We start from the raw sequence: 13,643 nt of genomic DNA, 5'->3' as shown, positions 1-13,643 counted from the left end.
ATTCACCGCAGCCGGCCCAGAAGATCCATCGCCAGAGCTTTGTCCCGTGTCGGCGTTGCCTCGGGTATTCTCGCAAGAGCAGTTTCGAGCTGTGAAACGCCCGCCCCCCTCAAATCTGTGTCTGCGAGAGCAGCCGCCCGGCTGGTCGCGGAACGCAGGAGAAGGGCGTTCGCATTCTGGGATTCTGCAGCCGCGATAGCCTCGTCATAACAGCGAAGAGCCTCATCCCCTCGACCAAGGGAGGAGAGGAGATCGCCCTTCCGTCGCAGAATTTCCGCGATCCAGTAACGCAAGCCGGTTCCGTTCGCGATGCTGATGGCTTCCTCGATCACCTCAAGTCCGCGGGAAAATTCACCCGAAAGTCCATAGACTTCTGCAAGCATCTCCAGATAGGCCGGGAAGTCCTCCTGCGTGCCGATGATCCTCTGGGTCTCAAGACCACGCTCGATTGATACAACGCCTTCGGCGAGATCGCCGCTCAGCGATGCCGCCCATCCACCGAAGATCTCTGCCTTCGCAGCAATGTCCCGGAAGCTCAGTTTCTCCGCGAAACGATGCATGCGCGAAGCTCGGTCCTTCACAGCCTCCACGTCGTGGCGATAGTGAAGGAGATTGATTTCAGCCTCTTCGAAATGGGTCTTGCTGGCAAGGTGATCGAGCGTTGCAGCGTGCCGGGCGCAAGCCTTGATGATAGCCAGAGAACGTCTGGGGAATCCCTGTAGCCAAAGGGACAACGCCTGTTCGCCCAGACCACAGACCTTCGGGTCGTGACCGCCATAAAGGATGGCGTCGTGCCGATGCTCCACTACATCATAGAGAGCAAGTCCCTCCTTGATGTGCTCGCAGCAGCGCTCCTGCTCCCCCAACATGAAGAGCGTCGCCCATTGGCAGTGGTGGGCCTGCAGAGCCAGATGCGGATTGGCAAGATCTTGGACTATGGCAGACAGCTGATCAGCGCGCTCGCGCATGGCTTTGAAATCCGGAGCCGTGCGCCACCATCCCCAATAAGCCGTGAAGCGACGTTGATCGGTCGGAAGACTGTCTGAAAGCGCAATGGCCTGTCTGTAAAGCTCCTGGACTTCATCGGCGCCAGGGCCAACACTGGAAATTAGGAGCGGGCCGAGAGCAAGGCAGATGTCGAGTTCGATCTCGTTCTGCTCCTCTCCCGGCTCAACGTCGCTGCAGAGGGACAGAGCCCGCCGCAGCAGACTGATGGCCTCGAGATTAGCGGAACGTAACGCGGCACGCTGGCCGGCGAGCTGGAGCTGAACGATAGCCTCGCGGGGCATGCCGGCCTCGGTGAAATGACGCGCGAGGATTTCGGGCTCGGCGGAGGCTGTTTCCAGAAGATGGGCCAACCGTCGGTGGATTTTCTGGCGAGTGGCCTTCACCATGCTGTCATAGGCGCATTGCTGCAAGAGAGCATGCCTGAAGCTATACGAATGCTGTGGCACGTCGTGCTCGGGAGCGATCACACCGCGTTCGTACAATCGGGCGAGACCGGCATTGAGTTCCTCTTCATCGAGTTGCGTTGCATCCTGCAGCAGATTGTGCGGAAACCTTCGTCCGATCGCGCTTGCCACTTGTGCAATCTGCTTGCCAGGCCCGGACTGATCGAGGCGCGCTGCCAGCACATCCATCAGCGATATGGGCAGTTCGCTTGTTTGCCCGGTAGTTGCCTCCCGATCCGCCGTAGCCTTCTGCTCCAGAAACGTTCGCGTCAGTTCTTCTAGGAAAAAGGGATTTCCCTCGGAGCGGTCGATAATGCGCAGCAGCTCTGCATTGGGAATTTGAGATGGGCCAGCAACGTGCTGGACGAGGGCAATTGCCGCCTGTTCCGCCAAGGGCGAGAGCTCAATTCTCGTCAGATGCCGTGTGTCCGACGGTTCAAGAGCCGTGAAGGTTGGACGCGCCGTCGCGATCAGGAGAACGGGCAGGTCCACGATTGTGGAAATCAGACGATCCAGCAGCTCCAGCGAACTCGGATCTATCCACTGCACATCCTCGACGATGATCAGGAGAGGACCACGAGCGGTCAGACGCGCGATGATTTCGATCAGGATCGTAAAGGTCTCTTCCTTGATCTGCTCCGCTTTGTCCTGTGGCCCGACCTCCCCCCTCTCCTCCTGAAGCGGAAAAAGGACCCCCATGAGGATAGGAGCTGCATCCGGCATGGGAGGCACCGGAAGATTAAGAAGGCGGCTCAACCTCCCCTTCGGCAGATGATGCAGCCGTCCTGTGCGCATCAGCAAGGCCCGTTCGAGAAAGGTCTTAACTGGATGGAGCGGTGTCGACACATGGAGGGGCGAACATTGGAAGCTGAGCACGAGAGCGGCATCGTGATCCATGATCGCGCGAATTTCGGCTGCGACGCGTGATTTACCGATGCCGGGATCGCCGGTGAGGAGAATCGTTTGCCCCTGCCCGTTCTGCACGCGTTGCCAACGTTCCGATATGGCTGCGAGTTCGGCACCCCTTCCGAGAAAGGGGGTATCGCCCCGTGAATGGAACCCCTCGAAACGTGTTTGCGGCCGTCGAGCACGCAGGACGGTCCAGGCCTGCTGCAATTGAGAGAAACCGGCCAGCTGCAGCTCCTGGCGGTGACCGAAGCGGAACATGGTGCCGACGAGCCGACGAGTCGCTTCGCTGACAAAAACGGAGTTCGGTGCTGCCGCACTCTGAAGGCGGGCAGCAAGATGGGGCGCGATGCCAACAACCTCATCGGTTCCGAAGCCCCGATCCCCAGCCATGTCGCCCGCAACGACCCTGCTCGTGGCGATGCCGACACGGACGCTCAATGCGATCCTGCCGCCATATCCCGCAGGGCTGAGATGAGCGCATCTTTCTATGATGGCGAGGCCTGCCTGGATGGCCCTTTCGGCCGCATTCTCATAAGTCGTGGGATAGCCGAAATAAGCCATCCCGCCATCGCCAATGTACCGGTTGACCTTGCCCCCAAACTCCTCGACGGCGGCAGTGCACATCCGGTGGAACCCCTGGAGGAGTTCGTGCATATCCTCCGGATCAAGCCGCTCGGCGAGGCGGGTCGAGCCGACGAGATCGTACGCGAGCGCAGTGACCTGCCGTCTCTCGGCCGTACTCGCCAATTGCGCCGATGGGACGTGCTGTGGCATCCGCTGCGACCCCGTTGCGGCGCAATATAGCACGATTCATTCAGCAGGTGTCAGGCGGCTCGTTCTTATAGAGCCGGCTAAATCGAGTTTAATATCTAAGGAAAATTCAGAGGCCGAGGGAGTGATCGAGGCCAGTTCGGGAGTGCTGCAGCCCTCGGAAGTCAGAGGTTATAAAATCTGCTTGAGGTATCGAGGGCGCTAGACCTTCAAGCCGAGATAACCAGTAGGATTTCGGCTACGTGATCAGCAGGGATTAGTGCCGCCTTGAGCCGCCGCCTGCCCGAAACAATGAAGCGATAATGCGTGCGGGAACGGCCCGAAATGGCGTTAGCGGTGCAGCACGTCATGCTGCACCGCTGCCTTGAGGCTTAGATGGACTCCTTGAGGTCCTTCGCAGCGCGGAAAGCGATCTTCTTCGAAGCCTTGATCTTCACAGGTTCGCCGGTCTGCGGGTTGCGGCCCATGCGAGCAGCGCGCTTGCGAACCTGCAGGATGCCGAGGCCGGAGAGGCGGATCTTCTCACCCTTCTTCAGGCTCTTGGCGATGAAGTCGATGACCTGGGTCATCATCTCGTTCACTTGGCGCTTCGGAAGCTCGTGCGCTTCAGACAGTGCCTCAGCGATGTGACGCAGCGTGAGGATGCCGTTCGTCGTCGGACCCTTGGCAGGCTTCTTCACGGCCTTCACGGCAGCCTTCGCCGTGGTCTTGGAAGCGGCCGCCTTAGCGGGCTTCTTGGCGACTGTCTTGGCAGCCGTCTTGGCGGTGGTCTTCTTTGCTGCGGTCTTCGTAGCTGCGGCCTTGCGGGCCGGGGCTTTCTTCGTTGCTGCTTTTGCCACTGGAAACTCCTTTTGAGGCCATGCGCATACTGAATAGCATTATCTGCATAGTGCTTGGGAACAAAGTTCCAAGTTGTCAGAATCGTGTTTCCACAAGGCAAATGTCGCAAAAACACGTCAATAACCTTGGTCGATGTCGCTACAGGCCAGGAGAGCCCGCCAGGATGCCCATGATTAGGCCCCAAAAGCCTTATACGCCACTATCGGCCGGAGACCTTTCCATCGAAGGTCAGAATCACCAATTCGCATCGGACAAGCCAAGCTGAAACGCTCTGCGGTCAACTGCCGTTAAGTAAGCAGGAAACGCAATCCGCGATTGGCTCACATGGAGAAGCACCGATGCGTATCAGCATGAAAACCACTCTTGTTGCGGTAACCTTGATATTCCCGACGCTAGCCATGGCAGAGACCGGAGGGGCCGCAGCGGGCGCGGCGGCCGGTGGCGCGGCTGGCGCCGCAGTTGGAGGACCCGTTGGGGCAGCGGTGGGCGCCGGCGTCGGTGGCGCCGTTGGCGGCGCGGCTTCCGGCCCGGATCAGCAGAATGTCACGATTGAACATCGGGATGTCGGCACGACAGGAAACGTCGGATGCTCGACTACCACACAGCAAGAGACCGATGCGACGGGCACGACCACAAAGCAACAGACCAACTGCTAAGGACACGCTTGCTTGGCGGCGCCTTTCATAGCGCTGCCCCTGCAACCATCAGCTGACGATCCTGCCGCCGAGCTCGTCCTCGATGTGCTGGCGGATGATCTCGTCGAAGCTCTTCTCTGCCTGGAAGCCGAGGCTCTCGGCTCGGCTGGCGTCGAAGCGGCGCGCCCATCCTGACACCATGCGCATGATGTCAGGATCGGGCTCACGGCGGATCCTCGCCGCCGCCTTCTCGCCTGCAATACGCCGCAGGGCATCGATCTGCTCCGCTACGGTCACCGAGACACTCGGCATCGTCAGATTGCGCCGGGGACCGATCTTCGCGGTGTCGATGTTGGCCGCATGCATGAGAAAGCCAACGGCGGAGCGCGGCGACGCGTGGGCGTGTCGCACATCCTCGGGCACCGGCAACACGGCCTCCTGCCCGCTCAACGGCTCGCGAATGATGCTCGAGAAAAAGCCCGAGGCCGCCTTGTTGGGCCTGCCCGGCCTGACACAGATCGTGGGTAGGCGAATGCCGATACCGTCGAAGAACCCGCGCCTCGTGTAGTCAGCCAGCAGCAACTCACCAATGGCCTTCTGCGTACCGTAGCTCGTAAGCGGCGTGAGGAAGAATTCATCACCAATCGCCTCCGGGAACGGGGCACCGAAGACGGCGATGGAGGATGTGAAAACGAGGCGCGGACAATAGCCGTCGCCAATATGACGAATGGCGTCGAAGAGAAAACGCGTTCCATCGAGATTGATCCGGTAGCCCTTCTCCAGATCAGCTTCAGCCTCGCCGGACACGATGGCGGCGAGATGGAAGATGATGTCGGGCCGGCTCGCCACAAGCTTCTCCGCCTCACCCGGTTGGGAGAAATCGGAGGTGAGCGTCGAAATTTCGAAGGAGGCCTTTGGTGCTTGGGGCTCCACCACATCATGCAAGACCATGCGTGTGATGGCCTGTCCGTTCAGCTGGCCTTCCTTGATAAGCCGCTCGGTGAGCTTGCGGCCGACCATGCCGGCCGCTCCGAGAATGAGAATCTGCATCGATCAAAAACTTCGTTCAAAACACCCCGGCCCAGCGAAGACCGGGACAGAAGGAAAGGACAGGCAAACTGCCCAGGGCGTCGGCACCCCGGGCAGTACCGTGCGAGTTGGATCAGGACGGCTTACTTCTTGCGCATCTTGTCCAGTTCATCCTGCATCATCTTCACCGTCTCCGGGCCGATGGTGGAGGCATGCTTTTCCCACACAGGCTTCGCCTGCTCGCGCATGCGGTTCGCCTCCTGCTCGTTGAGCTCGTTGACGACGACGCCAGAGCCCTTGATCTTCTCGAGCGAGGCCTGACCGAGCTCGCGGGAGGCCTTGCGCTGCTCGTCGCGGGCAACGACGGCGCATTCCTTCAGGGCCGCCTGCTCATCCTTCGACAGCCCGTCCCACAGCTTCTTGGAGTAGAGGGTCAGGAACGGCGTATAGGCGTGGCGGGTGACCGACAGATACTTCTGCACCTCGTAGAACTTGGAGGTGTCGATGGTCACGAACGGGTTCTCCTGGCCGTCAATGGCCTTGGTCTCAAGAGCCGTGAACACCTCGCCGAAGGCCATCGGCACGGCATTGGCGCCCATGTTCTTGAACGTGTCAAGGAACACGTTGTTCTGCATGACGCGAACTTTGAGGCCCTTGAAGTCCTCCCACTTCTCCACGGGGCGGCGGGAGTTCGTGAGATTGCGGAAGCCGTTTTCCCAATAGGCCAGATTGACGAGCCCGACCGTCTCGAGCTTGCCGTTGATATAGTTTCCGAACGGACCGTCGAGGATGGTGTCGGCCTCCTTCTCGTTGGCGAAAAGGAACGGCAGATCGAAGACGCCGAGGTCGGGCAGAATGCCGATGAGCGGCGAGCTGGAGGTGACAACCATCTCCTGCGTGCCAGAACGCAGGGCCTGCGTTGCCTGGAGGTCGCCGCCCAAAGCGTTGCCCCAGAAGCCCTGGACCTTCAGCTTGCCGCCGGACTTGTCAGCGAGACAGGTTCTGAACTTCTCGACGCCCTTGCCGTTGGGATGGTCCTCGTTCACGCCGTTGGACAGGCGGATATTGCGCTCCGTGAACTGCGCGGCGGCCGGCACCGCGGACAGGAGCGTCATGGCGACGCCTGCAGCAAGTGCGAATTTCAATGTCTTCATGGTAGTTTCCTCTCTCGGTTCTTCTTCCCCCCTGCTCACCGCCCCCGCAGCCATGACAGGGGCACCATCACCAAGTCTGGGAAAATGATGAGCAGGACGAGCACTATGAGCTGCGCGATCAGGAAAGGGTTGACCCCCTTGATCACAGCTCCCATCGGAACGCGGGCGACGCCACTCACCACATTGAGCACGATGCCCACCGGCGGCGTGATCAGCCCGATTGCATTGTTGATGATGAACAGGACGCCGAAATAGACCGGATCGATCCCTGCCTGCTTGACGATAGGCATGAGGACCGGCGTCAGGATCAGCACCGTCGGCGAGAAATCCAAGGCCGTGCCGACGATGACGACCAGGAACATCAGCGCGAACATGAGCAGGGTCTTGTTGCCCATGAGTGGCTGGATCAGGCTCCCGATTTCCGCCGGAATGTTCGCTTGGGTGATGAGCCAGGCCGAAACCAGCGCTGCCGCCACGAGGAACATCACCACAGCCGTCGTCTTGGCAGCCGTCAGGAAGATCCCATAGAGCATCGACGGCTTCAACTCGCGATAGACGAACATGCCGATGATCAGTGCATAGACCGCCGCCAGCACGGCCGCTTCCGTTGGCGTAACGATGCCCCATTTGATACCGCCAAGGATCATCACGGGCATCAGGAGGGCGTAGAAGCCGTCGACGAAGGCCTTTCCCCGCTCGCGCATGGTAGTCCGAGGCGTGGTCTTCAGCTTGTCCTTCCTGCTGACGATCCACCACGCGGCGACAAGCGAAAATCCCATCATCAGGCCGGGAGCGACGCCTGCCAGGAACAGCTGCGAAATCGACACATTGGCGGCAACGCCAAAGACGATGAAGCCAATGGAAGGCGGGATCACCGGAGCGATAATGCCCCCAGCGGCGATGAGGCCGGCAGAACGCGGGATATCGTAGCCCGCATTGCGCATCATTGGGATCAGGATGGCCGCAAGCGCCGCCGTATCCGCGGCAGCCGAACCTGACAGGGCGGCCAGGATCAAGGCCGCGACGATGGCGACATAGCCCAGGCCACCATGGATATGCCCCAGGCAAGCGAGCGCGAAGTTGACGATTCGCTTCGACAAGCCGCCGACATTCATTATCTCGCCGGCGAGCAGAAAGAACGGAACGGCCAGAAGCTGGAAGTTGTCCGCGCCGATGATCATGTTCTGAGCCACGATCTGGCTGTCGAAATTGCCGAGCCAGAGCATGAGAGCAAGCGCGCAGACGATGAGCGCAAAGGCAATCGGCATGCCGGTTGCCATGGCACCAAGCAGGGAGACGAGAAAAACGACGATCGTCACTCGAGACGCTCCCTCAAGGCATGTGCTTCGTCATCGCTGTAGTCGCCAGCAAACGCCCGGAGCTCATGCTCGCTGATTCGACCAGTCAGCACGCGCAGAATTCTGAACAGGGCCATCAGCCCAAGGCCGAGGCTCGTGAAGTAGCCGACGCCGTAAACCCAGAGCATGGAGATTTCAGTGATAGGCGCATAATTCGTGGCGTTGATCTCGGCCTGCAGCCAGGTTCCCCAGAAGAAAACAGCGCAACAGATGATCACAAACAGATCGGACAGGATCATGCAGACCTTGCGGCCGTTATCGCCGAGCTTGGCCACTAGGGTCTCGACACCAAGGTGCGCGTTCTCACGCCCAACCACTACGGCGCCGATGAAGGTCAACCAGACAAAGAAGAAGCGCGACAGCTCCTCGGAAATGTCGATGCCTGTATCGAAGAGATAACGCAGCACGACGTTGCCGAAGACCATGACAACCATGGCGGCCAACAGAAGGACCATGAGTCCCTCCAAGCCCTTGAAAAAGAAGGCCCCAACCCTGTTCACATTTCCTCCCACCCTGCTGTGCCGGTTCCGCTATTATTCTGTTCGTCAAGGGTGATTATTCAAGTCAACCCGCCAGCGAAGATGTTCCCGTGCCCAAGCATCAATCTTGGAGCGCAACTTGAGCAGATGAACGCATCTTACGCAAGGATCCCTGGGGGGAGGCTTCCACAGGTGCTTTCACCCTCTCCTCTTTGCAATGCCCCAAACTGGCGGCGGCGCAAGAGCCACACGAAGTGTTTCTTTGTTTCATATTAGACTTATGACTACCTGACTGCGTTCTTCACGTTGGTGGATATCATCAAGGCTGCATGCATATGGATGGCACACCAGGTGAGCAGCCAATCTCTTCTGCTGACTGCCGTGAACTAGAAGGCTTAGCCATAAGAGGATCCCATGAAGATCACCCACGTCGAAACCATCCGGCTTCAGGAATTCGCGAACATTGTCTGGGTTCGCCTTCACACAGATGAAGGACTTATCGGACTCGGAGAAACCTTCATGGGAGCCGCTGCCGTGGAGGCCTATATTCACGAGACCGTAGCGGCGAAGCTGATCGGTCGCGATCCGCTCCAGATCGAAGGCATCAATAGCGATCTTCAGAACTATCTCGGCTGGCGCTCCGCGGGAGTGGAAACGCGCGGCAACTCGGCCATCGACATTGCTCTGTGGGATATCTTCGGCAAGGCGCATGGCAAGCCCATCTGCGACATGCTCGGCGGCCGCTCGCGCGACAGGATCCGCGTGTATAACACCTGTGCCGGCTACCGATACATTCGTGACAGCCGCGCTCAGAGAGTCGCGAACTGGGGCATCGGACAGGCGGAGGGAGACTACGAGGATCTTGAAGCCTTCCTGCATCATGCCGACGATTTGGCTCACTCACTGCTCGAGCAAGGCATCACCGGGATGAAGATCTGGCCATTCGATGTCGCCGCAGAGCGCAGCCAGGGCTATGACATTTCACCCGACGAGCTACGAACTGCGCTCGAACCCTTCGCTAAGATCCGCAAAGCCGTCGGCGACAAGATGGATATCATGGTGGAGTTCCACTCCCTGTGGAGCCTACCGATGGCCAAGAAACTGGCCGGCGCTCTTAGGGAGTTCAACACCTACTGGCACGAGGATCCCTTCCGTCTCGACAATATCGGCGACCTGAAGGAGTACGCGCAGCACTCGAAAGCGTGGGTCTGCGCCTCGGAGACTCTGTCCTATACCCATGCCTTCCGAGAGTATCTCGAAACCGGCGTTGCCGGCGTAGCCATGCTCGACCTGTCCTGGTGCGGGGGCCTCACGGAAGCCCGCAAGATCGCAGCCTTGGCGGAAGCTTGGCATGTCCCGGTCGCCCCTCACGATTGCACAGGCCCGGTTGTCTATGCCGCCTCCTGCCATTTCTCGCTTCATGCTCGCAACGCGCTGATCCAGGAAAGCGTCCGCGCGTTCTATACAGGCTGGTATACCGAGCTCGTGACGGAGCTGCCGACCGTCTCGAAGGGAGAAGTGACGGTGAACATGAAGCCCGGTCTCGGGCTTGAATTACTGCCGGATCTCTGGAAACGGCCGGATGCCATCGTGCGTATGACGGACGCTTCCTGATCGTGCTAGGCCCGAATACCCGCTCCATAGTTTCAAAACGTGAATTCAATGAGCAATGTACTTGAAGCCCTCGTCGCCGCTCTCGGTCCCCAGGTTCGTCTCGGAGCCGACATCCCTGGCCGCAACCATACCGATGCAAGCGGTTTGCAGCCCGTTGCCCCACAGGCCTTGATCCTTCCCCAGAGCACGGAAGATGTCGCGACAGCGCTGCGGATCTGCCATGAGCACGGCCAGTCGGTGGTTACCCAAGGCGGATTGACTGGCCTTGCCGGCGGCGCCCATCCCCAAAGCGGTGAAGTTGCGTTGTCGCTTGAGCGCATGACTGGGATCGAGGAGATCGATCCGGCCAGCGCCACACTCACGGCTCTTGCAGGCACCCCTCTCGCGATTGTGCAGCAGGCTGCCGAGGACGCGGGTTTCCTCTGTGGCATTGATCTCGGGGCGCGCGGCAGCTGCACGATCGGTGGCAACATTGCCACGAATGCAGGCGGCAACCAGGTGCTGCGCTATGGCATGGCCCGACGCAATACGCTCGGCTTGGAAGCGGTGCTTGCGGATGGCACCGTCGTCCGCTCGCTCAACAAGATGTTGAAGAACAATGCCGGATACGATTGGACGCAGCTCTTCATCGGCAGCGAAGGAACCTTGGGCGTCATCACCCGCGTCGTGATCGGCCTTCATCCAAAGCCTCAAGGTGTGCAGACGGCCCTATGCGCCGTCAGCAGCTTCGATGATGCCCTCGCGGTATTGCGCAGGTTCCAGCAATCCTACCCGGGACGCCTGCTCGTCTTCGAGGCCATGTGGCGGGAATTCATGACAGTCGCGACACAGATCTGCGGCCTTTCGCCAGCTTTCGAAGAAGACCATGACCTGACGCTTCTCATCGAAGCCGATATGGGCGAAGAGTCCACAGGGAGCGAAGCCTTCTCGACCCTTTTGAGCGATTTCTACGAGCAGGGCCTCATCAAGGATGCTGTCGTCGCCCAATCGCGGGCTGACCGCAACCGCTTCTGGGCCTATCGGGAAACGCCTTACGAATATGGCCGCTTCCTGCCGGAGGAAATTCGTTTCGACGTCAGCGTGCCTCTCGATCGCATGACAGAGGCCGTGGAGTATCTGCGCCAAGAGATGCCCCGGCAATATCCGGATTCGGTCTGGGTCGTGTTCGGCCATGTGGCCGACAGCAACATCCACATCAACGTGGCCATCAAGGACATGACGAGCGACACCAAGAAAGGCGTTCAGAACCTCGTCTATGGCATGGTCTCGAGACTCGGCGGCTCGATCTCGGCCGAGCACGGCATTGGACGCATCAAGCGGCCCTATCTCAATCGAAGCCGCACCGAGCCTGAGCTTGCTCTGATGGCCAAGATGAAGCAGACCCTCGATCCAAAAGGTATCCTCAACCCGGGACGGGTGCTTTGAAAGGTGCCACCCGTAGGACCCTACAGAGACCACCAAGCATCCGACACGCAGAGGAAAGCAGCATGCGCGCAATGGTGATCACTCAGTTTGGCGGCCCGGACGTATTCAAGGTGCAGGAACGGGAGCGCCCGGCTCCAGGACCGGGCGAGGTTCTCGTGCGCGTGGTCGCCTCCGGCACCAACCCTGTTGATGCGAGGATCCGGCAAGCGGGCTCCTGGGCTCAAATCCCATTCCCGGCCGTGCTCGGCTACGATGTCTCAGGCGTCATTGAGGAAGTCGGACTAGGTGTCACCGAGTTTCAGGTCGGTGACGAGGTGTTTTACACGCCAGAGATCTTCGGCAACCCGCATGGGAGCTATGCCGAGTACACGGTCGCTTCTGCCACGATCGTCGCCCGCAAGCCTGCAAATCTCAGCCATGTCGAAGCTGCAGGGATTCCGTTGGCGGGAGGCACGGCTTGGGAGGCTATCGTTCGTCGCCTGAACGTCAGGCCCGGTGAGACTGTACTCATCCATGGTGGGGCCGGAGGTGTCGGCTCCTTCGCAATCCAGTTTGCCAAGGCCGCAGGGGCGCGGATCATCGCGACGGCCAGCAAGGCTAATCACCCTGCTCTGCGTGAGCTGGGTGCGGATGTCGCGATCGATTACCACGATGCCGATGCGGCCGATCAGATCATGCGCGAAACCGGCAGCCGCGGTGCCGATGCCTCGTTCGACACGGCTGGAGGCAATGTCTCCATGAGCACCCTGGTGACACGACCGTTTGGTCGGATTGCCACGATCCTTCCACCGGATGGCGACCTGAGTGCCCTCTATACCAAGAACCAAACGCTGTTCGGCACCTTCCTGACACGGGAGAGTGCAAGGTTGCGCGAGATGATACCGCTGTTCGAGCGCGGACAGGCTAAGGCCGTTGTCGATACCATTCTTCCTCTGGATGAAGTCGCAAAAGCTCATGAGCGGCTGGACTCAGGGCACGGCAGGGGAAAAATCATCCTTCAGGTCGAACGTTGAGAATTTCATAGGAACATTCTCAAGTCGGATATGAACGCCCGCCATTTTGCCCAAGGGAATGGCCTACTTCGGCATGCTCGTGGTGTTGCCGGTTCTCGGCTACACGACTTGGCATCTCTATCGAAGGTTTGTCGCTTAGCGCATCGTGCGGAAAAGTGGACCCGGTTTTCCGCTCAAACGATGCTCATTCTTTAGAGGGACCGACGCCCTTCACGAAAAAGGCCGGCTTACAATGCCGGCCTTTTGCCTCGCAAAAAGAGGGTTTCCTGTCTCAGACCCAGCCACCGTCGACCAGGTAGGTCTGGGCCGACATGGCACCGGAATCGTCCGAGCCGAGAAACAGGGCGAAATTGGCGATGTCCTGCGGCACGAGCTTGCGCTTCACGCACTGGCGCTTCAGCAGCTCCTTCTCGCCTTCAGGGGTGAGCCAAAGATCGATCTGGCGCTGCGTCATGATCCAGCCTGGCACGATGCAGTTCACGCGGATGTTCCTGGGGCCCAGCTCACGGGCCAAGGCGCGCGTGAGGCCGACCACGGCAGATTTGGCGGTCTTGTAGGCCGCGAAGGAATCCTCGCTCACCAAGTAGCTGGTCGAGCCCATGTTGACGATCGAGCCGCTGCCCGCCTTTTCCATATCCGGCAGCACGGCCTGAGCTGCGAAGAACTGATGGTCGAGGTTGGTGGCGAAGCGCTCGCGCCAGTATTCCGGCGTCACCTGATCGATCGTGTGACGATCATCGCGGGCGGCGTTGTTGACGAGGATGGTAATGGGGCCGAGCCTTTCGCTGGCGCGGCGGATCGCGGCCTGAAGAGCCGGGATGTCGCGCACGTCGTTATGCTCGAAATGCGCCCGCTCGCCGAGCTCCTTCGCCAGTGCCTCGCCAGCCCCGGCATTGTAGTCGAGGATAGCGACCTTGCTGCCTTGAGCATGGAAGGACCGCGCAATGCTCTCGCCGATGCCGCTG

General features: G+C 59.8%; 11 protein-coding genes. 4 read left to right on the top strand and 7 right to left on the bottom strand.

Annotation, left to right across the window (positions count from 1 at the left end; genetic code table 11):
* Nucleotides 1–2 precede the first annotated feature (2 nt).
* On the bottom strand, nucleotides 3–3,134 hold the full coding sequence (locus tag AA309_RS14505; protein WP_084731245.1) for an ATP-binding protein: 3,132 nt from the start codon (nucleotides 3,132–3,134) through the stop codon (nucleotides 3–5).
* Nucleotides 3,135–3,502: 368 nt separating this feature from the next.
* Nucleotides 3,503–3,970: an HU family DNA-binding protein gene (locus tag AA309_RS14500; RefSeq protein WP_084731243.1), complete on the bottom strand. Its 468-nt coding sequence runs from the start codon at nucleotides 3,968–3,970 to the stop codon at nucleotides 3,503–3,505.
* Nucleotides 3,971–4,309: 339 nt separating this feature from the next.
* Between AA309_RS14500 and AA309_RS14495 the strand changes: the two genes are divergently transcribed.
* Nucleotides 4,310–4,627: a hypothetical protein gene (locus tag AA309_RS14495; protein ID WP_052954733.1), complete on the top strand. Its 318-nt coding sequence runs from the start codon at nucleotides 4,310–4,312 to the stop codon at nucleotides 4,625–4,627.
* A gap of 48 nt (nucleotides 4,628–4,675) precedes the next feature.
* Here AA309_RS14495 and denD read toward each other — a convergent pair whose 3' ends face one another.
* From denD to AA309_RS14475, 4 genes are all read right to left on the bottom strand, one after another.
* On the bottom strand, nucleotides 4,676–5,656 hold the full coding sequence (denD, locus tag AA309_RS14490; protein WP_047189747.1) for a D-erythronate dehydrogenase: 981 nt from the start codon (nucleotides 5,654–5,656) through the stop codon (nucleotides 4,676–4,678).
* Nucleotides 5,657–5,778: 122 nt separating this feature from the next.
* The gene (locus AA309_RS14485) at nucleotides 5,779–6,789 is read right to left on the bottom strand and encodes a TRAP transporter substrate-binding protein (protein WP_047189746.1); all 1,011 of its coding nucleotides are present in this window, start codon (nucleotides 6,787–6,789) and stop codon (nucleotides 5,779–5,781) included.
* Nucleotides 6,790–6,824: 35 nt separating this feature from the next.
* A complete protein-coding gene (locus AA309_RS14480) occupies nucleotides 6,825–8,108 on the bottom strand; it encodes a TRAP transporter large permease subunit (protein ID WP_047189745.1) in 1,284 nt (427 codons plus the stop codon).
* The gene (locus AA309_RS14475) at nucleotides 8,105–8,602 is read right to left on the bottom strand and encodes a TRAP transporter small permease (protein WP_047189744.1); all 498 of its coding nucleotides are present in this window, start codon (nucleotides 8,600–8,602) and stop codon (nucleotides 8,105–8,107) included. Before AA309_RS14475 ends, AA309_RS14480 begins: the two co-directional genes overlap by 4 nt.
* Before the next feature lie 438 nt (nucleotides 8,603–9,040).
* Between AA309_RS14475 and AA309_RS14470 the strand changes: the two genes are divergently transcribed.
* The 3 genes from AA309_RS14470 to AA309_RS14460 all read left to right on the top strand — a co-directional run bounded on the left by AA309_RS14470 (nucleotide 9,041) and on the right by AA309_RS14460 (nucleotide 12,678).
* A complete protein-coding gene (locus AA309_RS14470; RefSeq protein WP_047189743.1) occupies nucleotides 9,041–10,240 on the top strand; it encodes a mandelate racemase/muconate lactonizing enzyme family protein in 1,200 nt (399 codons plus the stop codon).
* 48 nt (nucleotides 10,241–10,288) lie between these two features.
* Complete coding sequence (locus tag AA309_RS14465; RefSeq protein ID WP_047189742.1) at nucleotides 10,289–11,665, top strand: FAD-binding oxidoreductase; 1,377 nt, start codon at nucleotides 10,289–10,291, stop codon at nucleotides 11,663–11,665.
* Between the two features lie 62 nt (nucleotides 11,666–11,727).
* Nucleotides 11,728–12,678 (top strand): zinc-dependent alcohol dehydrogenase family protein, encoded by a 951-nt coding sequence (locus AA309_RS14460; RefSeq protein WP_047189741.1) that lies wholly within the window; start codon nucleotides 11,728–11,730, stop codon nucleotides 12,676–12,678.
* Nucleotides 12,679–12,949: 271 nt separating this feature from the next.
* Here AA309_RS14460 and AA309_RS14455 read toward each other — a convergent pair.
* Nucleotides 12,950–13,643: SDR family NAD(P)-dependent oxidoreductase (locus AA309_RS14455; protein WP_047189740.1), on the bottom strand; the 694-nt coding region annotated here is incomplete at its 5' end.

Origin of the sequence: Microvirga vignae, assembly GCF_001017175.1 — a bacterium.
GTDB classification, from domain to species: Bacteria; Pseudomonadota; Alphaproteobacteria; order Rhizobiales; family Beijerinckiaceae; genus Microvirga; species Microvirga vignae.
Note: the sequence above shows the minus strand (reverse complement) of the source record. Positions and strands in the feature narration are given on the sequence as shown.

Coding starts and splice junctions, on each gene's coding strand:
- AA309_RS14505 (WP_084731245.1), bottom strand. CDS start 3,134: ATGCCACAGCACGTCCCATCGGCGCAATTGGCGAGTACGGCCGAGAGA.
- AA309_RS14495 (WP_052954733.1), top strand. CDS start 4,310: ATGCGTATCAGCATGAAAACCACTCTTGTTGCGGTAACCTTGATATTC.
- denD (WP_047189747.1), bottom strand. CDS start 5,656: ATGCAGATTCTCATTCTCGGAGCGGCCGGCATGGTCGGCCGCAAGCTC.
- AA309_RS14485 (WP_047189746.1), bottom strand. CDS start 6,789: ATGAAGACATTGAAATTCGCACTTGCTGCAGGCGTCGCCATGACGCTC.
- AA309_RS14475 (WP_047189744.1), bottom strand. CDS start 8,602: ATGGTCCTTCTGTTGGCCGCCATGGTTGTCATGGTCTTCGGCAACGTC.
- AA309_RS14470 (WP_047189743.1), top strand. CDS start 9,041: ATGAAGATCACCCACGTCGAAACCATCCGGCTTCAGGAATTCGCGAAC.
- AA309_RS14465 (WP_047189742.1), top strand. CDS start 10,289: ATGAGCAATGTACTTGAAGCCCTCGTCGCCGCTCTCGGTCCCCAGGTT.
- AA309_RS14460 (WP_047189741.1), top strand. CDS start 11,728: ATGCGCGCAATGGTGATCACTCAGTTTGGCGGCCCGGACGTATTCAAG.